Raw genomic sequence first — 24,521 nt, forward strand, 5'->3', positions numbered from 1 at the left:
AGTAAGTCCTATTTATTCGTTTGCTGTGAATCTATTTGTGTTGATTCTTTTAAAATCCATTCAAGCTTTTCTATATTTTCATGTTCCGTCAATAATGCCGTTTTGCCATCATAATATTCAGCCACTTGTTCATTTACATCGTTAAGAAGTTTATCGATATGTTGTTCAAATAACTCTTTATAAAAAGTAAAGAAGAAGTGGATTTGTTCTTTTATAAAACTATTTCCATGCTCATCAACTAATTGTTCCAACTCTACCCCCATATTCTTTCGTTCATTATTTTCAAAAAAGCTTTTTGGGTTTTTGTAATATTTAATTCCGATTTTATTAAGAGCATTATCTAATTCTTTAAAAGGAGCATGATAAGTTAAACTTGAAGCCAATTCATGTTCCATTTCTTCCTGTAACCGAATTTCCCCATTGTGGGACTGGACCAATTGCTGAACTTCCTCATAACCTTCTTTTCTTTGTTTAAAAAATAGTTGATCTAACCTTACGTTTACTGCTCGTAATTCTTGTTCAAATTCAAAATTCAACTGTATTAGAAAGGAAGCCGTCGCAAGGGATATTTCTCTTTTCTTATTATCCCCTCGCAAAATGGATGGATGGTATGCCTCCTTCATTAATTCATTTAAACGGAACATAACTCTCTGCTTTAAATAAAATAATTGTTCCTCTACTTCCATTTTGAATTTTCCTAAAATATCTTGAAAACTTTTTGTTTCAATTTGGGAGAGAATATTTCGTTTTTCTTCCGCCATTCTAAATAACTCTTGTTCTGCTACTTCTTTTTTTGCAAATGCTGATTCTATTAATTTCTTTAAAAGTTCCCTTGTTCCCTCATAATCTTTTTTGGCAGATTGAAGCATCATCGATAACCATTCATGTTCGATAAAGTCATACATTTGCTCCTCTGCTTTTTTCATCCATTTCCCATATATATGATGCTTATAATAAAGACTAGATACAGGAAGAATTCTCGGAGAGCGAATTCCATATAATTGTAATTGTTCTTGTAAATACACCTGTACAGCTGCTTGCTCTTCCTCATCCTTCGCTAAATCTATTGCATTAATTACAAAAAATATTTTATCTTTTTCGAAGGCATCCTTTAATCTTCCAAGCTGCACAAGAAAAGCACGGTCAGCTTTGGAAAATGCGTGATTATAGTAGCTGACATAAAAAATACAATCTGCTTTTTTCATAAATTCAAAGCTTAATTCCGTATGTCTACTGTTAATAGAGTCTCCGCCTGGCGTATCAACGAGCGTAATTCCTTTTCTAGTAATCATACAGTCAAAGTAAACATCAATCGATGCCACAAAACAAGAAGTCTCTTCCACTGCAACATAATTAGAAAGCTCTTCTAAATCAATATTAATTTCACTGCCCAAGTGATCGCGATGAACAGAATAGCCTTTTATAAAAGCTTGAAGATAGCGAAATTCATTTGCATATCTCTCAACTGGATTAGCAACCAGCTTTTTTATCAAATTTTGTGCGACTTCAATAGAGCTAGCTTCTTCCTTTACTAACTGTAAATAGTCATTTATCTCTGTAAGCATTTCAGACTCTGTTTTCCATTTAACAATCACCGTTTTGTGAGGATGTTCTTCATCAATTGGCAAAATTCGGTTTATAGTTGCCGTCGTTGGGTTCGGTGAAACTGGTAGAATCGGATAATCTAGTAAGGCATTGGCAAAAGAAGACTTCCCTGCACTAAAGGCACCAAATAAGCAAATAGTATAAGTACGATTTTCAATATTTGAGGCTTTGGCAAGTAAATTTTTAGCTATATGTGTAAATCCCTTTACCTTTTGAAGGTTACTACTTAAAAAACGTAACTGCCTTATTATTAGGTCTGTATCCAATTCATTTTTTACCTCTAGCTTTTGATTCTCAGCCATTTTTATTTTCTTTTCCGGTGATGTTGTTTTTATAGAAGAGAAGGATTGATATGTTATCTCTTCTTTATCTGAGTCTAGTAACACTCGCAAAATGCTCTCATCAACTGTTTGTGCTATAGTAAGCTGTTCGAGATTCTCTTTCCATTCTTGCCATTCGGTCTCTACCTCTTCTTTTTTTAGCTTAGTATTTGCATATTCTTGCCATTTTTTCTGCTCTGTAATAAGCGTTTCTTTTTCCTTATGTAATTGGTGTTGACGCTCTTCTTTCCATTGAGCAAAAAGCTGAGCGATTTCTTTTCTAAAAGACTGCTTTAAATCATTTTCAACTGTCTCACAATAAACTAGAACATAGTTTTCCGAAAGCTGTGCATCCTTATTTACTAACTCCTTTAATTTGTGAGCATCGAGAAGAGACGCAAGCCCTTTAATAATCGAAAAATACTCGGATTTACCCTGTTTCTCAAAAAACTGTGATAGCGGCGTTATCAATTGAATTTGGACTAGTTTTTCTAGCTCTTTGTAAAATGTTAAAAGTCTTTCCTCTCTTTCTTTTTGTGTTTTACTTTTACTGCCAAATAATCCAATTTTAAAATTTTTCTGTTCTGTTTCCAAATATGCTTTTGCTAATTCACGAAGATTGAAAGGCATAATATATGCATTTTTAATTATCGAATTCCATTCATTTTCTAAAGAGCCTACCATTTCACTTTCTTTATCATCTATTGTTCGAATTTCATTTTCGACTATACACAAGGTTGATTCTAAAGAACGATAGTCTTCCTCTGTTAAACCTGATAAGTGTTCCTCAAAAGGAGCGATTAGTTCAGCAGTCTTTGCTTCAATAAAAGAGATATGGTCTTTATAAAGTTTTTGAAAGGATTCATCCATTGAAATGGGAAGAATGGAATCTTTTTCATTCATTTTTTTTATAATAAACCTCTTTAAATCCTCTAATCCTTGATAAAAATAATTTGTTTCGATTAATGTAGTGAAAAATATTTTTTCTGGCTTAATACCATAAGATAAAAAGGAATCGGAAACACTTTGTTTAAAATCTTGAAACGAAATTTCCGCTTCTCGATGCTTATCCATTTGATTAACGACTAACACAAATTTTTTTCCAGAATCAACTAACTGTTTCGTAAAATCAAAATTTATTTCGGACTGCACATGATTATAATCAACGACATAAAAAATAATATCTGCAAGATGAATACTAGATTCTGTTGCTAATTGATGAGCTTGATCTGTACTATCTATCCCTGGAGTATCCATTAAAATAGTATTCTCTAAAAGCAACTCCGTGTCTAACTGAACTTCCAATTCTTTTATATCCTCAACTCTTTCTGTTGCCTGAAGTACTCCTTTTATATCAAGAACATCTGTATAAACATCTCCTTGATTAGAACGGTAGGAAACTTTTAACTGGTTTCTTCCTTTTTTCACACGGATAATATTGGCGGTTGTTGGAATGGGACTTGTTGGTAAAACCTGTGTACCAATAAGTTTATTAATCATGCTTGATTTTCCGGCAGAATAATGTCCACAAAAAGTCACTATAAATTCTTTTTTTGTTGCTTTCTTGATTAGTTGTTTCAACCTTTGTGCCGTTTGCTGATCACCATGTGCCAAAAAATATTGATAAAATGCTGTCCATTTATGTAAAATATCTGTATTCGTTGAAAGCATGATAGACTCCTTTTCATCCTGTATTTCTTTTATTTTAACTATTTTCCAAGTAACAATAAAGAAAAATTAACTGAAAATTGAAAGCGAAGACAAAAAATCACATGATTCTTATAAAGTGAAACTTCCGTCAGTGGGTTTTTCCTTCCTCCCCCACTGATGGTTAGTTGAACCAATCGGACAATTACGGATAGTAAGAGTGGAATAAAACGACAATAAAAAACTGCTTTTCCTTGTCAGCACTCCCACCTATTTTGGTGAGCTGTGTTGACAAGAAAAAACAGTATTTATCAAAAGTTTATGTATATCTATTGTTTAGGGTTTGTTGCCTTCGTTGTATTATTCAAGACATATTTCATAACAAATAAATAACCAATTACCGTTAAACCAATTGGAAAAGCTACCATTCGTTACACCTCTTTTCCTTAATGAGAATAATTTTCTATCTCATTTATATAGTATCATTAATGAAAATCATTTTCAATAAGAAAAAAGTTTCGATTATTTTTTCACATATGCATAGGCGAAAAGCTTATCCATCAACACCCTTAGGAAAAATGTACCATGATTATCCTCCTATTTTCCAGAAAAATTTTGAACAAAATAGGTCTATTTTATGATAAGATGTTTTTATTAGAAGGATGGGGGAATAGTAAGTGACATTAACAAAAAGTACAACTGAAATCTTAAATGCAACTATTGAGGCTGTAAAAGGTGTTATTCCCTGTGAACTACAAATTGAGAAGCCAGCTTTAACTGTTTCACCCTTTATTTTACAATCTTTAGGGGTATTAATAGGCTTAACTGGAGATTTCCGTGGCAGAATCATTATTGACGGAAATAACCAAGTTTTTGGTAAGATTGGCGAATCTATGTTTGGTATGTTTTTAGAAGGAGAAATGCTTGAATCATTCTCTGGGGAATTGGGTAATATGATTGCTGGAAATTTATCTACTTTTGTATCACAAAATGGAATTGAAATAGATATTACTCCACCTACTGTTTTAGCTGGAGAAACAAAGTTATCTGGTTTTGAAAAGGCTCTTAGCCTACCAATTTCACTTCAAAATATTGGTCAATTGACCATTGTATTAATCTTAGAGATTTAAATTAAATTTACATCAGTGTTTTCCTAACACTGATTTTTCATTTAGATACTCTTTTACTGATGGAAATCGTCTCCTTTCTGCTCTTCATATGGTGCTCTGAGCAGACTGCATCAGTCACAGAATTAAACAAAAAAGCAGAAAAGTAACTTACTTTTTCTGCTTTTTTTGTTTTACTTATTATTTGTATGGCTTTGTACTTCAATTTTTATTAGATTCTCTGCTTTATGCCCACAGCATTTACATATTGTCTTTTCTGTATAGATGTTCAGGCAGTGACTACAATAATAATTCACCATATTTATCACACCCACTTCTTCATAAACATATATTAGTATATTTATCATTCGTGGAATATGTGCCAAAACTAGAAAAGATTAACCGATTTGTCATATTCGATCTATTCGCAAAATTGTTGTTATCATGGATCCACAAAATAGATGCTTATTCAAATATATGCTTAATCTTTTTCCCATTCTTAATGGGAAGTATGTTCCAATCGCAAGCTGCGAAAATTCGCGAAATCAGGTGGGGCATGGATAAAGTTTTCTTTATTGCTCTAACTGATAAACATCACTATATTTTTTATATAGATAGTCAATTAAATATTGAGCATTTAATCCTTCACCTGTAACATCTTTTAATATCTCAAGTGGTTTTTTCGTTTTACCATAATGATGAATTTTTTCATTAAGCCATTCTTTAATAGGTAATAATTTTCCCTGTTCTAATAATTCATCGAAGTTAGGAATATCCTTTAGCATTATCTGTTTTAGCTGTGCTGCATACATATAACCTAGTGCATAGGAAGGAAAATATCCAAAGCTTCCGCCAGCCCAATGTACATCCTGGAGCACACCTTCTCCATCATTTTTAGGAACAACACCTAAATATGATTTATATTTCTCGTTCCATATCTTCGGCAAATCCTTTACTTCTATATCCCCATCAAATAATCCCTTTTCTATTTCATAACGAATCATAATATGTAACGGATATGTTAATTCATCTGCCTCAATCCTAATTAGTGAAGGCTTTGACTCATTGATAGCTCGATAGAATTCTTCCACAGGAACTTGATCAAATTGTCCATTTGTATATGATTTTAATGTTTCATAATTATGTCTCCAGAAAGAAAGATTTCTTCCGACAAAATTTTCATAGAAGAGAGATTGAGATTCATGAATCCCCATAGATGTTCCTGAACATAATGGCGTACCAACTAATTCCTTAGAAATATTTTGTTCATATAATGCGTGACCAACTTCATGAATTGTTCCAAATACAGCTACTCTAAAGTCTGATTCGTCATATTTAGTCGTGATACGAACATCACCTGGATTAATTCCTGTAGCAAATGGGTGAACCGTTTGATCTAGCCTCCCTGCATCAAAATCATATCCTACCTGCTGCAATACTTTGAGGCTGAATGCTTCTTGATTTTCTTTGGAAAATGGCTCATATAAGAAGTCTGTTGATGGCTTATTAGTTGATTCTGCAATTTTATGTACTAATGGCACTATTTTCTCTCTTACATTTGAAAATACTTCATCTAATATAGAAACTGTCATTCCTGGCTCATACATATCTAATAAAACATCATATTTATTATCTTTATATCCCCAATATTCAATGAACCGTTTATTCATTTCAACTCACTAGCGTCGCATTAAAATAATACAACGCCTTCCGGAAATCTGAATTTTCTGTAATATTAATGATACACAAAAAAATCCTTTATAATGGTTGGACGGTAGTAAACCATCCAAATCCAACATAAAGGACATAAGCATGGATAAGTTTACACGAAAAACATCATTTGAACAATGGTTTTCACCGATTTCCTCCACAAAACTTGAAGAATTGGTTGAAACCCATCAATTAAATTACTATACAAAGAAGCTACACATCGCTTCATTCCTGAAATTACTGCTGTTTGCGCAGCTGAATGAAACCGAAAGTCTGCGTGCTGTCAGTGATACATTGTTTTCAGACGACCTACAAAAAGCAACGAATTTGGAATCGATTAGCTTTTCACAATTAGGACGTCGATTAAATCAAGTACCGACAGAGGTGTTCCAGCAGGTGTTTCTAGATTTAGTCGCGCAAATTCATGAGAAAACGGATTTTGATAAGCGACGTAAAATGACAACACCACTGAAAATCATCGACTCGAGTACGTTGCCACTGAATTTGAACAATCATAAATGGGCTAAGTTCCGCAAAACAAAGTCAGGCATTAAGCTTCATTTACGTCTTGTTTACTTAGAAAAGGGTTGTTCCTATCCAGACAAAGCGGTGTTAACGAATGCGATCGAACATGATCGAGGTCAGCTAGAAGTACTCGTTGACGACAAAGAGTGCATGTACGTCTTTGACCGTGGCTACTTGGATTACGAGCGATTCGACCGCATGACCGACGATGGTTACTTCTTCGTTTCACGCTTGCGGAAAAACGCTGTAACTCATCAAATCGAGGAATTTGATCTTCCAAAAGATTCAACCGTTTTATCAGATGAAATGATTTCCTTGGGCACAGCACAAAGTCGAGCAGGTAATGAATTCAGACAATTGAAAGTGTTGGATTCAAAAGGAAATGAGTTACACCTCATAACGAATCGCTTCGACTTGAGTGCAGATGAAATCGCTGAATTGTATAAATCACGCTGGGCAATCGAGCTGTTTTTCAAGTGGATGAAGCAACATTTAAACATCAAAAAGTTCTACGGACAAAGCGAACAAGCTGTGCATAATCAAGTGTACATCGCGATGATCGTCTACTGTTTACATGTACTGGCTCAGCTGAGTACAAATAGTTCACGGACGTACTTACAAATCAGTCGGTGGCTAAAAGCAGCACCCTGGAAACCAGCACGTATTTGGATTCGAAAAATAGCAGGAAGAGCTGTCCCGTAAAGGTTTAACCGTTTCTGTCGCCCTCGCCAAAGGTTATAGTAAAAAAATGGATGATTACTACCTCTGTTCGCGTGTCTTCGTTTTTCTTCTCAAACGGGAATATCAGAAAACAGAATATTCAGTTAGAATTTATGCGACGTTAGTGATTTCAACTAACTTTTCTAAATATGGCTGAAATAGGGCAAAATCAGCTTTCTCTTTCGCCTCTTCCCACACACTTTCTGCTTTCGACTGTAGCATTACATATTCTTTATGTTCTTGGGCTGGAATTTTTTTATTGCGATCAAAGTCCTTCTTCATTTCCTCTACTGTTTTCCTTGTGATAGGCGATAATTCCTTTTGAATGTTTTCTTCAGAGAGAATAGAAAGGTAAGATTCCAGTTCTGTAGAAGTTGATAAGGCAAACAATTCAGAGGATAATACCCCAATTACTTCTGTTCGCTGGTCTACTCCCTTTTTTGGGGCACCTGTACGCAAATCCCAATAAATTAAAGCGAGCGCTTCATTATATGCACCTATTTTCTTCACATAATCTAAAAATTGTATTTCTATCTCTTTTTGATTAGTAGACAATATACTCTCCTCTTTTCTTTCCTATTATTCTTTTATCATAACATATTGGTTAATGAACTAAATATGATTAATAATTAATTTTCATTGAAGACCACATAGATAACAAATACTTTTCCCTTTAGAGACAAAAATGTCCCATAAGTTTATCTATAGTATTGCTTAACAACATTAGATAAACTTATGGGACATGCAAACTAATTAATTTGGTTTTACTGGCAATGCCTTTAGCACAGAACTCTTTACAAGTTCAGTTTCGTCCGTATTCATACATAAATGAATAGATCCTTTGTCTTCATGTGTACGAATTAATCGACCAATGCCTTGACGTAGCCTTAAAATCATATATGGTAAATCCACTTCTAAAAATGGATTTTCTACATTTTCTCGTTTACTTTTATACACAGGATCGTTTGGAGGGAATGGCAAGGAATAGATAAAGACGTTTTCTAATGATCTACCTGGCACATCTAGCCCCTCCCATAAATTCACTGCACAAAGAATTGATTTTTCCTCATTTTGAAACTTAGAAACAAGGGTACTGATTTCTCTTTCCCCTTCAAAATAAATTGGCAGCATGAAATCATTGGGTAAATTCTCCTGAAAACTAGCTAAATCCTCTTTGCTATTGAAAAGAACAAGGGAACGACCTTCTGCTTTTATTAATTCTCCATAACAATATTCTTGTTTTTCTTTGTCCGCTTCTTTCGCAAATGGTTTGATATGAACAGTCATATTTTCTTCATAGTCGAAAGGAGAATCCACAGAAAATGATAAATAATTGGTTGCACCAATACTATTTGCCATGTATTCAAAGGATTTATTGTCAGACAGTGTCGCTGAGGAGAAGATAATCGGCTTTTGTTGACTAAATACTTCCTCTTGCATAATATCTTGAACAAGTCTCGGCATAATGACAAGCGTTCTTTCGCCATTGTTTTCCTCAAACCATGTTATTCCATTCATTTCTTTTAAAAATAAGCCTAATGAATGAGATATCTGTTCTAAATATTCCTCCACAACTTTTAAGTCGTATTCATTGATGACATACATTTCGCTTTCGAAGACAAGCTCTTCTTCTAGCTCTGAAATATAGCCTGCTAATTTTCTACCTGCTTGTATTACTCGATCCGTTTTTTTGATTTCTTGTTTATCAGAGCCTTCTGTTTTATAAGATGCATCTGTTAATTCTCTAAAAAACTGCTCATTTTGGTAGATTGTTTCTTCAATAATATTTAATGTCTTTTCTCGCACATCATTTGCCATTAAACGAGTTAATAGATTCTCCAAGTTTTGCTCAGTCAAACGATATGTTAGAGCATTTTGTGCTGCATATTCTAATAAATGCCCTTCATCGAAAACGACACATGCACTATCTGGTAATAAAGGCAGCTGCCCTTCTCTTTTTCTAGCTTCTTTTGTCCAAATATGTTCCATATAGAAATCATGAGAACAAATAATTAGATCTTTGGCATTTCGATAATAGTCTCTATGCAATGTTTGCCCACAACGATGGCGCTTATCACATGTAAAACAATCTTGCATAGAATCCCATGCTACCCCTTCCCAATCTTTATCGTTCAGATCTGGATAGTCTTTTCTATCACCATATGGTGCAAAAGATTGCATCGAACCAGTGCCGTGCACGAAATCTGGAAGGCTATCGTAAATGGAATTATACGTATCTTCAAATGTAATTTTTTGATCTAATTTGGTTAAACATAAATACTGATTTCGCGATTTCGCCAACCGAACATCAATATTTAACCCAAGTGCCTGTTCGAGCTTTGCAATATCGCCTTCTTTTTTAACAAGTTGTTCAATTAATGTTTCGTCTGAACAAGCGATAATAGCAGGCTTGTTTACATAACGGGCATAACAAATACTATATAGTAAATAAACAAACGTTTTTCCAGTCCCTACTCCTGCCTCTGCGAAAATCGTTTTCTTGTCTTTAAATGCTTTTTCTAATTGATAAGCCATATATACTTGCTCATCGCGTAATTCATACCCTGCCTCTGGAAGAATGTCATAAAAGACATCCCCGATCCATTCTCCCAACTTGTCATAAAATGATTCTGTTTTTGATACTTCAAATGGCATGCTATTTTGCATGAGTACCCCTCCGACTTTACGAAATAATCTTCTTGTTTTCATCTTTATCTATTTAATAAGTAATGGGTTATTACACTTGTTTTTAATGACGAACCCTAATCATAGTCAATTTTAGACCAATATTCAAGTGAAAAGAGGGTTGCCACACAAGATTTAGGCACCCTCTCTTACAAAATTGGATATTTTTTTGGATATCAAACAATCCATGATTTGTTTTCTAAAGACTTTCCATTTAAACTTTTAGGTAGTCAAATTAATATTACCTTTATTTTTCGAGGCGATCAAAGCCTCCTTGCGAGGTTTCGGACTTGCTCGCATTTCTCATAGGAGAACATCTATGCACTATGCTGCCGTTATAACAAAACGATTTAATCCTTTTGTTATCCTCTATCTCTTGATAAGGAATAAGTCATTGCCTGCTGAACCATTTGTTGAGCTGCCGATAGCTGCTCTATCACGGTTTCATCCGAAATGCCTTCTCCTTCTATTAAATCCATCGAAGAATTTAATGCGCCGATTATTTTTGTATAATCTAAAGTACTGTCTTTCATAAATTTTCCCTCCAGCAAATTACGTATAGAATAAATATATACTGTTTCTCAGAAAATATACTTATTTAAAGGATGTAATCTTTTGGAGGGCTATTCCCAAATTTTTAGTCTCTTTTTCGTTTGCCCCAGTACTGGTAATAATCTGTTCTGATGAAACCATTGAATAGTTTACGTTTTTTTGTTGCTTTTCTGCCGTAGTGTGTTTCAAATTCCTCGTCACTTGTAAGCATGTAAATAGACCATGTTTCAAGTGGAGCAAAAGCCTGTCCCATTTCCTGATACATTTTTTGAACAGATGGTTTATCTCCTAATCGCTCTCCGTATGGCGGATTCCCAACAATAACACCATTTTCTTTCATAGTGGTAAAATCTTTTACTTGCATCTGCTTAAAAGTAATAAGATCTCCAAGTCCTGCCTCAAAGGCATTATCTTGAGCAATTTTAATCATACGATGATCGATATCTGATCCGAAGATTTCAAGAGGCTGATCATATTTCGCGTTATCCTCTGCCTCTGTACGAATTTCATCCCATACTTCACTTGGCATCCAGTCCCAACTTTCAGAAATAAAATCACGATTAAAGCCAGGCGCAATATTTTGCCCGATTAATGCAGCCTCTATAGGAATTGTCCCAGATCCGCAAAAAGGATCTGCAAAAGGTCGATCCGCTGTCCAATTTGTTAGCAAAATTAAGGAGGCAGCGAGTGTTTCTTTTAAAGGAGCTTCCCCTTGTCCAGCACGATAGCCTCTTTTATGAAGCCCTTGACCTGAAGTATCAATCGTTAATGTAACTATATCCTTTAAAATAGCAACTTCTATCTTAAATAATGCACCATTTTCCTCTAGCCAACCTGTTTTCTTATAATGCGTGCTTATTCGATTAACAATTGCCTTTTTTACAATCGCTTGACAATCGGATACGCTGAACAGCTTTGATTTGACCGATTTACCCGAAACAGGAAATTGTGCGTTCACAGGAAGATATTCTTCCCAACGAATCGCTTTCGTCTTTTCAAAAAGCTCATCGAATGTAGTAGCTTTAAATTCTGCTACTTTGATTTTTACGCGATCAGCTGTACGTAACCACATATTGCTTCTTGCAATAGCTCTTTCATCACCTTTGTATAAAACTTTCCCATTATCTACTGTACACTCGTATCCTAGCCCTCTTACTTCTTTTGCAACTATTGCTTCAAGGCCCATAGCTGCAGTAGCAATTAAGTCAAATTCCCTCATAAAATCTCCTTTGTCGTCATTAAAATAATTTTTTTATGTATAAATGCGATACTATTTTTTCCAACAAATTGAGTATATTCCATATAAAAAGGATGACCAGATTATATGCATGACATACTGTTTAAAACGAAATTCTACAGCATATCAGACACAAATCTACGTGTCACCCTTTGTAATGTTATCTTCATCATAAATCAACTCAACGCTTTATAAGCCATGTTCTGTTCCTTTGTACTCATACGACTCTCATCTCGTACTAAGGCGGTAATCATCTATCTACAGAAAATAATTTCTGTCCTTCTCTTCCGTTCATTTCCTCAGAGAAAGTTCCCCTACCATAATTTGGGTTTCTCGCTCGTGGGGTTTACCTCGTTCCACCCTTGTCATTTCTGACAAGGCTACGTCACTGTGGCACTTTCAAGGTATTCATACCATATCCGAAGACTTAGGTATTTTCCCTGCCGTCAGCATAGATATGCTGCCCTAGCTTATTTTTTGACTAGGCACGAACACTACAAGCATCTCAGCCTGTGCGAGCATGGACTTTCCTCTACAAACAAAGTTTGCAGCGATTACCAAAGCGTTTTATTGATACAATAGCTATTATAGTTGTTTTACCTATCTATTGCAATGGTTATTATAGGTAATTATTAACTTTCTATCTTGTTGGATAAAGTGAACCATCCATCAGTGGGGTTTTCCTTCCTCCCCCACTGATGGTTAGTTGAACCAATCGGACCTTTACGGACAGTTGATCTCCCACCTTTCTTCCTCGTATGCTCATAAGCTTGAGGCGGGAGTCTTACTGGCCGTTAAGAGTGGATAAAAAGAATAGCTTCTTGGTGATGAAATCAATCGTATAACTTGCTTCCAAATACATGCTTCTCCAAATTAGATAATCTTTTTAAGATATCAAAATTAGTAGTTCCAGCTGTAGTTGGTGCAGGTTGTCTGCGGCTAGCTTCCTCTGCCTGCTTCTTCAAACGTAAATTCTCTTGTTGTAGTTCTTCAATTTCTTGGTGAAGGGTTTCATAATCTTTAATAATTAAATCCAAAAACTTATCTACTTCTTCTGGTTTATAACCTCTAACACTTGTTTTAAATTCTTTCTCTAAAATATCTTTTGCTGTTAATTTCATTTTATCTGATAGCATTTATCGCTCACCTCAGTCGATTACCATTTATCTCAATTATTTTTTCAAATATATGCATTTTTGTCAATAAATCTATTAATACTCTTCATTAAACCTTGCTTCTTCCACAATATCTTGTAAATCTGAAAATTGAATTTTACGAATTTCATAAGTATTTTGTTCCTGATACATTTGTGCGAGTTCATACAAGTACTTGGGACTACCAGGGTTCTCATCATCATAAAAAAGTAGTAACACATCACTTTTTTTAAGTAGAAATATATTTTTATCTCTTAGTTGTCGAGGACTTTCATATGGCTTTTTTGAAACAGAATCAACAAAATCAGCCTGCATGATTATTTCTTCATACCATTCTTGATTTGCCTCTTTCCAGTTCTGTTCCTGTTCAAGAAACGGAGTAATAACACCCAGCTTTAGGTCTGGGTATTCTTCCATCTGCAAATCATATACCACTTCAGCTGCCCATAGTTCAGTACCAAGCTGCCCACTAATTAACACCCACTCCAGTCCTTCTTCTAGCATTGCCTGTAAGTTCTTTCTAATTGCTAATTTTATGTATTCTGCAGCTAGTTCATCTCGCTTAAAAATTCCAATTTCATAAGGCTTATAGCCAGAAATGACGGCTATTTTCATAATCGTATAAGTAACTCCTTCATCTTTACCATTGTTACTATAAAATATATCATAAATATACAATCCCATAAAGTGAAACTTCCATCAGTTGGGGTTTTCCTTCCTCCCCCACTGATGGTTAGTTAAAAAAGCTTATGGGGGAGTCTTACTGTCCGTTAAGCGTAGGATAAAGAAATTATGCTTTTTCTGAGACAATCGCTCTCATTTTTACTGCTAGTCTGTAATTACAGTTTTCATTATATGATAAGTATTCGATAAAATGAACGAAAATAATCGGTTCCAGAATATTTTTTTGTCTACACGAAAGAGGCTGGGACATAAGTATTCCAGTCATAGATAAACCCGAACAACTATCAAATAATCCTAAATGATTGTTCGGGTTTTATTAGTTTTATAAAAGGCTGTTTCAGTACAGTTAGTGTTAATATCCGCAGCCTGAATACACTTCGCTTTCCATGGGGCGAGCGCCGAGCCGCTTCGGCCTATGGCCTGCAGGGTCTCGGACTTTCTCGCAGCTCCCATAGGAGTCTACGTGTATTCAGGCTGCTCCATATTTCCTACTAATTCATTTTTTCTAAAAAAACAATATTTTTTAGGGAATTGCCTTTAAAAACAGAGTGGAATGGAGCGGAAGACACTCGACTCCTGCGGGAAGTAGAGCAAAACCTAAGACCCCACAGGCTTTAGCCGAGGAGGCTTAGGTTGCTCCCCGCGGAAAGCGAGTTTCTGTAGCGCAATGGAACGAATTAGTTTTTACACTTGACTATATTTAAAAACATAAATAACCATTGTATAAAAGGAACCTTTATTTAAGAGATAAATTAGAGATTGTTCGTCTTTACAGATTGGCTATCTAGTTTTGTCCCAGCCTCTTCCTCTTACTTATTTTTTTCTAAAAGGAAATGCACCAGGCATACCAGGCGTTCCAGGTTGACCTGGGAACAATTGACCAGTAGCAGTAAATGGAATTCCTCCAGTTGTTGGATAAGCAGGTGCAACAGGAGCTACTGGATATGGAGCTGGAGCAGGACCCATATTAGCTTGAGTGTTAGTTACCACAGTCTCAGCAGATTGAGTGTGTGGGAAATAATGTTGGTGCTCATAGTTCACATGATTTACAGTAGTTGTATGTGTGGGATGAATATGTGGCACAATATTATTTGAATATGTGCTATTCACACAACATTTAGTTGGATGAACTACTGCAGGTAAAATGTTATTAGGTTTACAATGCATAAGAAAATCTCCTCTCAATAAATTAATTATCTTACAGTAACAACTTATGTAGAAAGGGATAATCTTGTACTAATACAAACACCTATTTTGCTTTGGTTTTTTATATTTCATGCAAGAGCTACCTAAAATCATTTTATAAATGTGCATAAAAGCTGTCTTTTAGAGTTGTAAATAAAATAATGGTTAAACAAACAAGAACAAAAAACATACACATAACTACTTTATACAAATTCGTCCACTCCAAATTAGTATTTCATTTATTGGGGGTATTTCCTTCTCCCCACTGATGGGTTAGTTACACTTATCGGACCTTTAGGCAAGAGTTTCAACCCCTAACTAACTATCGCTTGAGCTCGAGGAATTGCTGCCCGTTAAGAGTAGGATAAATGAACCACTTACTATTTTAATAGGGAACGAGCATACAAACAACTAGGTTATTAATGGAATAATTGATTTCTTTTAATCGTATGCAGTTTTTTTTCTAGACGTTCGTACCTTTTTTGAAGTTCTGGTTCTATTCTAAGTAGCTCTTGATGCTCTCGAAGTATAAATTGCGCTTTTTCTGTATAAGTTAATGCATTTTGGATATTTTTCTCTTTATGTTCCGCAAACTTAGCAAGTTCAATCAGCGATTGTATAACAACTACCGGGTTTGTCTTCTTTGTATAAGTTTCGATAATTTTCCGCCATAAAATAATGGCATCTTCAAACTTCTTCTCTTTTTTATACTGTTTGGCCAATAAAAAGGCTGCCTCTAACAACTCTTCTTTATTCTGTTCATCAATACTCTGTAAATTTTGCTTTGCAATATCTGTCTGTCCGATAAGCGTGTACCACTTTCCTACTTCTAACGTTTCTTTCGCACTAATTTGCTGATCCTTTCTTAACAATTGGTAACTTAGATGTGTATACAAAGTGATTAGAGAAAGAATATCTATTTCATTATGCTTAAGAATGCCAAGCATACCTTCTGGATTTTTTCGTTCAACAAAATCAAAATAAATCATGGGAGCAAGAAACCCAGGTACATCATCTTCTCGCTTTACTCCGAGAATCTCTGCTTCTACTATCGACAATTTCGTTCTTTCTAAACGATGCTTCCACATCCTTCTTGCCGCGTGGTATAAATCAAAGTGGCCAAATTCAGGAAGCTTTGGTACATGCTCTTTAATTAACGTATGTCTTGTTTTCACCTGAGGCCAATCAAATGCCTTACCGTTATAGGTTACTAAAGTCGAATAGTCTACGTTCTCTAGGAAACTATTAAATAAAGGTATTTCTGCCCCAGGATGTGGCAAAACATGCTGTTTTAAAACAATCTCATTTTTTATAAGCTGTGCATATCCAAGAATAAAGATAGTGTTCCCTGCTCCTCCTCCAAGTCCTGTCGTTTCTGTATCAAAAAAGAATAAATCACTCGCTTGATGGCCTTTTGCTGAAAGTGGATGGTCATAGGTTGCATTATTCCAATCATCGACAACGTGGCAAAACTCTCGGAACGTATAGTTGCCATGCGTATAATCAAGTGAATATCGAACTTCGCGAATTAAGCAATACTCGTTATCTAACCAATAAGGAGACACATTCTCCTGCTTCCACTGCTCCATGAATGGGATAATGCTCTTATTTCCCACGGGATTTTTCACAAGGAGGGGCTGTTCTTCTTTTTTCAAATGAGACTTCATCCTGCTTAATTTATTTTTAATAGACATATTAATCCCCTTATATGGAAAAATTACTATTCTCTAAAAGAGAGAGAATTTTAATTACATCTCGTTTACTGTTATTTCCATGACTCTCCGTACCTATACAGGAAGGACAGCCATACTCACAGGAACAATTTTTCACCATTTTTTTTGCTTCTCTTAATACAGCAGGCATTTCTTCAAATATTTTTTTACTTAAGCCGATTCCACCAGGATATTGATCATAAAAGAAAATCGTTGCTTTTTCATTATGCTCTGCTTTTACTTGTGGAACTACATGCAAATCCTGAGGGTCTGCCATTACAAGTAATGGTGCTATATGCTTTAAGGCATGGGCTGCCCCTATTAAGCCTTGCTCTGTTTGCTCTTGTTCCCATTCTAGCTCGTTTGGCTGAAAGGAAATCCAAGCTGCGTTCGTATGAAGTTCTTCTTCTGGAAGCGTAATCGGACCAGAACCAATATTTTCGTGGGTTTCAAATTTTATTTTTTTAAAAATGGTGCTCATTGCTATAATGCTAACATCACCAAAGCCAGTTTCCGCCTTAGGATAGTTATTTTTATTATCTTCTTCTAAAACCTTTAAAGATACCGCTAAATTTGCATCTGTATAATAATCAACACTTACCTCACGGACATATGCTTTTTTTTCTTCCCAATCAAGCTTCTCTACTTGATATTGAATTCCTTGATGCATATAAATTGCTTCTTCATGTAAGAGCGTCATTGCTGAAAAACGATCACTTTCTCCAATTACTCTGCTTTTACTTACATCTGAGATATCAATGATCACAATATTCTCTTGTGATGCTGAACGAAGACTTATATTATGTGCTGGAAAAGAATCATTCATCCAATACCATTTATCCCCGTTTTGAAAAAGGATTCGCTCTTCTGTCAAGAACTCGAGTATTTCCCTAATTTCACACTTTCCAAATGTATCTCCTTCTTTAAAAGGAAGCTCATATGCAGCGCATTTCATATGATCAATTAAAATAATAAGATTGTCAGGATTTATTCTCGCTGTTTCTGGATTTCTGCTAAAGAAATAGTCAGGGTTCGCTACCATATACTGGTCTAGGGGGCTTGAGCTTGCCACCATAATGACAAGGGATTCATCATGTCTACGGCCTGCTCGTCCTGCTTGCTGCCATGAACTCGCAATCGTACCAGGGTATCCTGTCATAACACAGGCTTGCAGTTGTCCAATGTCAACACCTAGTTCTAATGCATTTGTACTGACAACTCCATAAATATTCCCCTGTCGCAACCCTTGCTCTATTTCTCTTCTTTCTGTTGGCAAATAGCCGCCTCGATAGCCACGAATCGATTTAGGACCAAGTTGAAATTTCACAAGACCTTGCAAATAGGTAAGCAAAATCTCTACACGAACACGACTTTTGGCAAAAACAATTGTTTGAATTTTATTTTTCAACAGCTCTCCTGCTATTTGACGCACTTCTAAAGTAGCACTTCTCCTTATATTCAAGGGAATATTCACAATAGGAGGATTATAAAAAACGAAATGTTTCTTTCCACTTGGAGCACCATTATTATTTATTAGATGTACACGTTGTTCGGTTAAATTCTCTGCTAATTCCTTTGGATTTGCTATAGTTGCTGATGTGCATACAAAGATAGGATTACTTCCATAAAACGCACAAATTCGCTTTAATCTGCGGATAACATTAGCTACATGACTGCCGAAAACGCCTCTGTAAATATGCAACTCATCTATAATGACATATTTGAGATTTTCAAATAGTGATACCCATTTTGTATGATGTGGCAAAATGGCAGAATGAAGCATATCTGGGTTTGTAATAACGATATGTCCAGCTTTTCGAACCTTTTGTCTAATAGAAGCTGGTGTATCTCCGTCATATGTATAACTATTTATCTGTAGTTCAGCACTTTCAATTAATTCATTTAATTCACTTTTCTGATCTTGTGCAAGAGCCTTTGTAGGGAACATATATAACGCCCGTGCATTTTTGTTCTCTGCAATGGACTGAATGACAGGAAGATTGTAGCAAAGGGTTTTACCTGATGCAGTTGGTGTAACAGCTACAATGCTTTCCCCTTCTCTAATCGCCTGATATGACGAATATTGATGTGTATAAAGCCGTGTTACTCCTCGCTTTTGCAAAGCATCTTTTAAATTTGGCAATAAATCATCGGGTAGTGGAACTGTTACAGCTTCCTTTGCTTCGATTGTATGCCAATAGGAAATTCTTTCCTTGTATTCTTCCTTTGTTTTTAGTTCCTTGATAATTTCTTGTAGGTTTTTACGTACTTTCATTTGTTTCACCTCTAATATATCTATTTTATCGAATGGACGTTCGATTTGAAAGAGGTTTTAAAAAGAAAAAAAGAACCATTATTTACTATTTGATGAAATAAAGTGAAACTTGCATCAGTGGGGATTTTTCTTCCTCTCCACTGATGGTTAGTTGAACCAATCGGATTTACGGACAGTTGATCTCCCGCCTATCTTCCTCGTATTTCTCATTAGCTTTTAGGTTAGAGTCTTACTTGGGATAAATGAACGAATTGCTTTTGCCAACTCCTCGGGAGCTTCTTGCATGCTCATATGACCTGTATCTAATCTAACTTCTGAAACATTTTGGTTTGAAGAAGAAGCAACACGATCTAATGAAACCACTTTATCTTTTGTCCCCTTTACCAATAAAACTGGCACATTTGCCTGTTCGATTACTCCATTTCTATCTGGTCTTTTTCTCATTGCTGCCTGTGTCTCCATTGCCGCAATTCCGTTTGTTCCATAGCCAATTCTTTTCGCCTTTTCCACTTCGTTAGGTAAAGTTATGAGAGATTCGTCGGCAAATAAATTAGGAATTAGCCCATTAACAAACTCTTCTATTCCAAGATCTTGAATTTTTCGTATTGCGTTCAATCTTCCTTCTTTTCCTGCATCTGTATCTGGATATGCTGTGGAATGTATTAAACCAAATCCCTTTAGGCTCTTTCCAAAAAGCTCTGCAAAAGCCAATGTTACATATCCACCAAGGGAATGCCCAAACATATACACTTGTTCGATACCTAATTTTTTTAATAACTTATTCATATCGTTCGCTAAATCTTCTATCTCAAATGGGGCTCCACTATAAGTTGAGCTGCCATGTCCTCTTAAGTTTACTGCAATTACATGGTATTTATCAGATAGTAAGGGCAAAATATACTCCCAATAATCGACGCTTCCGCAAAATCCATGTATTAAAACAATCGTATCTCCTTGCCCATGCTCTATATAGGATAGTTGTTCGTTTCCAATTGTGATTTTTTTCATTTATACAAACTTCCTTTCTACCTTTCATTTGGCTTTATTCTAAAACCTATTTTCGTAAAATTTATGGCTATTCCCCGTAGCCGGAATACACTTGCTTTCCGGCTGCTCCATTTTGCATTTAATTCTTTTTTCCTATTGAAGAAACAACATTTTTGAGAAAACTGGCTTTCATTTAATATACCACTTTTTTTATAAGCAAATCTTATTCATTTTTTATGAAGTAAAAAAGAGGAATCAAACACCAATCCATTTTATTAGGCATAGTATAAGTAGAAAAAGGCCTATTCATTTGCAGTTTTCTTCCCTTTATTTTAATGGGGAGAAAACATATTAATCTTTCGTTCATGTTTTTTATGTAAGGAGTGATGTACTATGTCTTCAAATTTCCCAATGGATCCAAACAAAAAAGAGAAAACCCCTCAACCCTTTAATGGTTTCATGCGTTCCATGAATCAGTTTTTTCAGGAAAAGCCAGTGAAAAACTTTCTTCAACAAATGGATGAATTTTTTAGCAATCCATTTCCCAATATGACTTTTCCAATTAGCGTGAATGAAACGGAAAATGGAACAACTATTAAAGCGGAGCTACCTGGAATGAATAAGGAGCAAATTCAACTAGACATTTATGACCATTATTTAACAATCAGTGTGAACCATCAGGAAATCATTACAGAAGAAAACACCCAAGCTAAAACCTTTCATACAAGTCAAACGTTTAATAAGAGGAGTAGAAGCATTGCTTTCCCACACCCTATAGACGAAAAGAAAGTGACCGCTTCCTATAAAAATGGCTTGCTAACAATTAAAGTTCCAAAACAAAAAGGCAAAAAAATAATGATTGAAGATCAAAATCCGTAAACCAAGAGAGTAAATATTATATTATCTGCACATATTAATAGTGGATGCACGTAAGAAATACTCTCCTTCCATTAACGGAGAAGGAGAGATTCCTTTTACATCCATTTAATTTCTTTCTAATCTTACTTCCTGAGGTGATAAGATGAGTTATAAAGATCAGTTGGATTCTCACTCTGCGCTTTTTCATCACAATTGGACGAGACCGAAACGTTCTAAGTCCCAAGTTAATGGGCATACGCAAATGTCTCAAACAAATATTATTCTAAGAAGTAATGCAAAAGCACACCGCTGGTAAGTAGAGAAAAAGAAATGAAGGCTGGGACATAAGTATTCCAGCCATAGATAAACCCGAACAACTATCAAAGAATCCTAAATGGTTGTTCGGGTTTTATTAGTTTTATAAAAGGTTGTTTCAGTACAGTTAGTGTTAATATCCGCAGCCTGAATACACTTCGCTTTCCATGGGGCGAGCGCCGAGCCGCTTCGGCCTCTGGCCTGCAGGGTCTCGGACTTTCTCGCAGCTCCCATAGGAGTCTACGTGTATTCAGGCTGCTCCATATTTCCTACTAATTCATTTTTTCTAAAAAAACAATATTTTTTAGGGTATTGCCTTTAAAAACGGAGTGGAATGGAGCGGAAGACACTCGACTCCTGCGGGAAGTAGAGCAAAACCTAAGACCCCACAGGCTTTAGCCGAGGAGGCTTAGGTTGCTCCCCGCGGAAAGCGAGTTTCTGTAGCGCAATGGAACGAATTAGTTTTTACACTTGACTATATTTAAAAACATAAATAACCATTGTATAAAAGAAACCTTTATTTAAGAGATAAATTAGAGATTGTTCGTCTTTACAGATTGGCTATTTAGTTTTGTCCCAGCCTCTTCTTATTTCGTCGTAATGTACTTATACTTTAAAGATTCCGCCGACCCCTTTTACCAATCCTGTCACCTGGTTCATCGCGTTCATCATCATACCAGCCGTATCCATCATCTTATTAAAATCTAAAGATCCATCTTGTGATTTAAAAGAGTTCATGATACTTTTCATATTGCCTTGTTTTTTCGGAATAAACGATTGCTTTGGATATGGATTCATAAATCCTTGATTTTGATTCATATGATTAGAAGAGTACTGGTTCATGTCACCATTCTCCATATAATGAAGTGGATTTTGAAAGATGTCTTGTGTATTGTTTTTATAAGCATTTTGCGGGTGATAATAACTTGGTTGATTGTTTGGATAATTCGGATGCATTGGCATGTTATAGAAGTTTTGTCCGTTCATTCCTGCCCCATTCCATTGTCCCTGGCTCATATATGGATGGTACTGTCTATTATCGGTCGGCATTTGTTGTATATTTGGTTGAGTATAAGCGGTCTGATAAGGTACATTCCTTCTTTGGCGATTAGATGCTCTATACATGAAATTCTATCCTCCCACGTTAAAGATATCCTTATCTACTATATGATGATTTCGCCTAGACTGTGCATTCATTTTCCAAAACACTTATTTAGTAAGGGATATTTCCCCTTAATTGCTGACTGCATATGGAACGTTTCGGCAGCAAAGGCTCTTCTGTTACCTTTGCCTGCTTTCTCTTGCTAACAGTTACTCATTACCTATACTACTCCTTTCAAAAGGCACTGATACTTAGGTTTTTTATATAATAAATAAAAAGACAAAAAAAAAGAATTTTCTTCTCCCTTTTGATATTCCCTTATTGACCTTCCGCTTTTAGAGCATCAAGTAAAGTTTGCAGTATATACTTTACAGATTTTGCAGAATCCAGAAAACGTTTCTTACTCGTTTGGGCAAAAAAAGCTTGGATTGAAATAATTTCTATATGATCAGATGCTGTATTAATTTGAATGCCATTTAGGTAGTCAGGCTTTGATTTCTGCACCCATAATTTAGCCATTTCCTTCCATTCCTCATTTAAATCTTTGATGCGATTCGCAAACGGGCGTACGGTTTCATAAAAATCCCCATTTGCTCCAGTTTCCTTCACTTTATAGAAGGTCTCTATTGAATATTCCACTGCCTCAAGAAGTTTTTCTGTATGTTCCATTAGTTGATGGTTTTCGGTCAATTTTGCCACTCCATTTACCCTTTATCGTTAATTACTTTATTTTAACGATTTACTTTGCTAAGTTCAAGTAAAGAGGCATTTGTCTTGGAGGAACATTAGAAGGAAGCCCCGATTGGCTTGCTGCAATTTTTTTCTCCATAGCAGCCATTCCTTTTTCTATATTATTTAATGAAGTCATATGTTTTTTTACTAGTTGTGTTTTTTGATTCCTTGCATTCAAAAGTGTAGCATCTAGTATTTCTAATTCCTCTTGAATCTCCTCCAACATAATCAATAACTTTTCCTTTGTATAATTCTTTTCCATACAAATCCCTCCAAGCTATTTTTAATACATACTCTTTTCTTTTTTTTTATGAACTATCCTGCTCAGTTGACAAAACTAGAAGAGATTCGGCAAAGAAAGTTTATTTTTTTATAACTGGTTTAAAATTCGACAAAAAATTATTATTAATGTGTTAAAACCACTTGTTTCCCTGACGAATCAGTTCATGTAATGTTTGCTGCTTTTTCAAGTACCAATCCGTTATAAGCAAGGGTTCATTATGCTCGCTACATGTTTGCCACTTTTTCTTTATTTTCTTTTTATACCAATCCTTTCTTTTCCCTTCACGATGCTTGACTACCGGATAAGCAACTCGGAGTATGGGTGTCGTATTGGCTAATTTTGGGTATATATATTTTTCATAATCATATCTTGAACCAGTATGTTCTATTTTTCTTGCAAAATCATAGAACTCTTGATATAAATTAGATTTAAATAAAAGGCTTGCTAATGTATTCCCTAGCTTAATTCGTTCGTTAAGAGAAGTGAAGTTAGAAACGCTAGCCCCGTAAAGTTTCCCTTGTAAAGTTGGAAAAAGTACGGCATTAAAATGGAGAAAATCCTGAAAAAGATACGGAAAGTAATGAAGGACATGATGCTTGATTCTTGCGTTTTCAATGACAGGTTGTTGAATCACATTTTGTTCATTGATAATTAAACTATTCATTAATCTTTTTTTATTCTTTGTCTCCCAATACTTTAACCATTCTTCTTCCATAAAAGAGGAAACTTGAAAAAACTTTAATAAATGAAACATTGGCAAGTTTTTTTTCGTCGAATATTCATAGAGTAGTAATTGAGGAAATGCATCATTAAAAATAAGCCAGTTTGCTTTCTCATAGGTCAAGTAGATTTGCTTCCTTTTTTCCTGACTAACTACTTGCGGCAGCCATAGTCCATTTAAATCACCCATATTCCAGCCAGCATTTCTTGAAACTTGGCTTGCAAGAAATGCCCATTGGATTTCTTTATTTTTGTTATAATAGCAGAGATAGGCTTTGGTCCTTGAAATATTGTCTAAGTTGCACTTATCGGTAATTAGCCTTATTCTAGTTATAAGTTTTTCTTCTTCTAACGAAGAAAAATATGATTTTTTACCTATCAAATTGTTCACCTCTTATGAACGCTTT

At 35.3% G+C, this 24,521-nt stretch carries 18 protein-coding genes, 1 other RNA gene and 2 pseudogenes; 4 read left to right on the forward strand and 17 right to left on the reverse strand.

Annotated elements, in window-relative coordinates:
• Nucleotides 1–8 precede the first annotated feature (8 nt).
• Nucleotides 9–3,596, reverse strand: a complete 3,588-nt coding sequence (locus NST60_RS21445) for a dynamin family protein (RefSeq protein WP_169188751.1) — start codon at nucleotides 3,594–3,596, stop codon at nucleotides 9–11.
• Nucleotides 3,597–4,249: 653 nt separating this feature from the next.
• On the opposite strand from NST60_RS21445, the gene NST60_RS21450 reads away from it, so the two are divergent.
• Nucleotides 4,250–4,702 carry a chemotaxis protein CheX gene (locus NST60_RS21450; RefSeq protein ID WP_016203092.1) on the forward strand — a complete coding sequence of 151 codons (453 nt, stop codon included), beginning with the start codon at nucleotides 4,250–4,252 and terminating at the stop codon, nucleotides 4,700–4,702.
• 548 nt (nucleotides 4,703–5,250) lie between these two features.
• Here the strand turns inward: NST60_RS21450 and NST60_RS21455 are convergent.
• A pseudogene (locus tag NST60_RS21455) lies at nucleotides 5,251–6,354 on the reverse strand (carboxypeptidase M32); the annotation flags it as partial.
• 136 nt (nucleotides 6,355–6,490) lie between these two features.
• Here NST60_RS21455 and NST60_RS21460 point away from each other — a divergent pair.
• On the forward strand, nucleotides 6,491–7,615 hold the full coding sequence (locus NST60_RS21460; protein ID WP_100525935.1) for an IS4 family transposase: 1,125 nt from the start codon (nucleotides 6,491–6,493) through the stop codon (nucleotides 7,613–7,615).
• A 144-nt stretch (nucleotides 7,616–7,759) separates the two neighbouring features.
• Here NST60_RS21460 and NST60_RS21465 read toward each other — a convergent pair.
• The 11 genes and pseudogenes from NST60_RS21465 to NST60_RS21515 form a co-directional block, all read right to left on the reverse strand.
• Nucleotides 7,760–8,188, reverse strand: a pseudogene (locus NST60_RS21465) (carboxypeptidase M32); the annotation flags it as partial.
• A 198-nt stretch (nucleotides 8,189–8,386) separates the two neighbouring features.
• A complete protein-coding gene (locus tag NST60_RS21470) occupies nucleotides 8,387–10,300 on the reverse strand; it encodes a helicase C-terminal domain-containing protein (RefSeq protein WP_101730978.1) in 1,914 nt (637 codons plus the stop codon).
• A 380-nt stretch (nucleotides 10,301–10,680) separates the two neighbouring features.
• On the reverse strand, nucleotides 10,681–10,851 hold the full coding sequence (locus NST60_RS21475) for a hypothetical protein (protein WP_169188754.1): 171 nt from the start codon (nucleotides 10,849–10,851) through the stop codon (nucleotides 10,681–10,683).
• Between the two features lie 104 nt (nucleotides 10,852–10,955).
• On the reverse strand, nucleotides 10,956–12,089 hold the full coding sequence (locus tag NST60_RS21480; RefSeq protein WP_016203090.1) for a THUMP domain-containing class I SAM-dependent RNA methyltransferase: 1,134 nt from the start codon (nucleotides 12,087–12,089) through the stop codon (nucleotides 10,956–10,958).
• A 205-nt stretch (nucleotides 12,090–12,294) separates the two neighbouring features.
• Nucleotides 12,295–12,673: RNase P RNA component class B (rnpB, locus tag NST60_RS21485), an RNA gene on the reverse strand.
• Nucleotides 12,674–12,940: 267 nt separating this feature from the next.
• Nucleotides 12,941–13,243 carry a cell division regulator GpsB gene (gene gpsB, locus NST60_RS21490; RefSeq protein ID WP_016203089.1) on the reverse strand — a complete coding sequence of 101 codons (303 nt, stop codon included), beginning with the start codon at nucleotides 13,241–13,243 and terminating at the stop codon, nucleotides 12,941–12,943.
• A 75-nt stretch (nucleotides 13,244–13,318) separates the two neighbouring features.
• Nucleotides 13,319–13,876 (reverse strand): DUF1273 domain-containing protein, encoded by a 558-nt coding sequence (locus NST60_RS21495; RefSeq protein ID WP_205835798.1) that lies wholly within the window; start codon nucleotides 13,874–13,876, stop codon nucleotides 13,319–13,321.
• Nucleotides 13,877–14,758: 882 nt separating this feature from the next.
• Complete coding sequence (locus NST60_RS21500) at nucleotides 14,759–15,112, reverse strand: CotD family spore coat protein (RefSeq protein WP_169188755.1); 354 nt, start codon at nucleotides 15,110–15,112, stop codon at nucleotides 14,759–14,761.
• 437 nt (nucleotides 15,113–15,549) lie between these two features.
• The gene (locus NST60_RS21505) at nucleotides 15,550–16,824 is read right to left on the reverse strand and encodes a ribonuclease H-like domain-containing protein (protein ID WP_169188756.1); all 1,275 of its coding nucleotides are present in this window, start codon (nucleotides 16,822–16,824) and stop codon (nucleotides 15,550–15,552) included.
• Between the two features lie 10 nt (nucleotides 16,825–16,834).
• The gene (locus NST60_RS21510; RefSeq protein ID WP_169188757.1) at nucleotides 16,835–19,117 is read right to left on the reverse strand and encodes a DEAD/DEAH box helicase; all 2,283 of its coding nucleotides are present in this window, start codon (nucleotides 19,115–19,117) and stop codon (nucleotides 16,835–16,837) included.
• A 216-nt stretch (nucleotides 19,118–19,333) separates the two neighbouring features.
• The gene (locus NST60_RS21515; RefSeq protein ID WP_212120275.1) at nucleotides 19,334–20,125 is read right to left on the reverse strand and encodes an alpha/beta fold hydrolase; all 792 of its coding nucleotides are present in this window, start codon (nucleotides 20,123–20,125) and stop codon (nucleotides 19,334–19,336) included.
• A gap of 372 nt (nucleotides 20,126–20,497) precedes the next feature.
• Here NST60_RS21515 and NST60_RS21520 point away from each other — a divergent pair, with 372 nt between their 5' ends.
• Nucleotides 20,498–20,983: an Hsp20/alpha crystallin family protein gene (locus NST60_RS21520; RefSeq protein WP_341100113.1), complete on the forward strand. Its 486-nt coding sequence runs from the start codon at nucleotides 20,498–20,500 to the stop codon at nucleotides 20,981–20,983.
• 142 nt (nucleotides 20,984–21,125) lie between these two features.
• The gene (locus tag NST60_RS21525; protein ID WP_169188760.1) at nucleotides 21,126–21,278 is read left to right on the forward strand and encodes a YpzG family protein; all 153 of its coding nucleotides are present in this window, start codon (nucleotides 21,126–21,128) and stop codon (nucleotides 21,276–21,278) included.
• Between the two features lie 605 nt (nucleotides 21,279–21,883).
• On the opposite strand, the gene NST60_RS21530 is transcribed toward NST60_RS21525, so the two are convergent.
• The 4 genes from NST60_RS21530 to NST60_RS21545 all read right to left on the reverse strand — a co-directional run bounded on the left by NST60_RS21530 (nucleotide 21,884) and on the right by NST60_RS21545 (nucleotide 24,496).
• Nucleotides 21,884–22,402 (reverse strand): YppG family protein, encoded by a 519-nt coding sequence (locus tag NST60_RS21530; RefSeq protein WP_341100114.1) that lies wholly within the window; start codon nucleotides 22,400–22,402, stop codon nucleotides 21,884–21,886.
• A 295-nt stretch (nucleotides 22,403–22,697) separates the two neighbouring features.
• A complete protein-coding gene (locus NST60_RS21535; protein ID WP_145999714.1) occupies nucleotides 22,698–23,078 on the reverse strand; it encodes a YppE family protein in 381 nt (126 codons plus the stop codon).
• Between the two features lie 40 nt (nucleotides 23,079–23,118).
• Complete coding sequence (locus NST60_RS21540; protein ID WP_169188762.1) at nucleotides 23,119–23,373, reverse strand: hypothetical protein; 255 nt, start codon at nucleotides 23,371–23,373, stop codon at nucleotides 23,119–23,121.
• Between the two features lie 151 nt (nucleotides 23,374–23,524).
• Nucleotides 23,525–24,496 carry a DUF2515 family protein gene (locus NST60_RS21545; RefSeq protein ID WP_169188763.1) on the reverse strand — a complete coding sequence of 324 codons (972 nt, stop codon included), beginning with the start codon at nucleotides 24,494–24,496 and terminating at the stop codon, nucleotides 23,525–23,527.
• Between the last annotated feature and the right edge of the window lie 25 nt (nucleotides 24,497–24,521).

The sequence above is a fragment of the Niallia sp. FSL W8-1348 genome (assembly GCF_038006745.1).
GTDB classification, from domain to species: domain Bacteria; phylum Bacillota; class Bacilli; order Bacillales; family Cytobacillaceae; genus Niallia; species Niallia alba.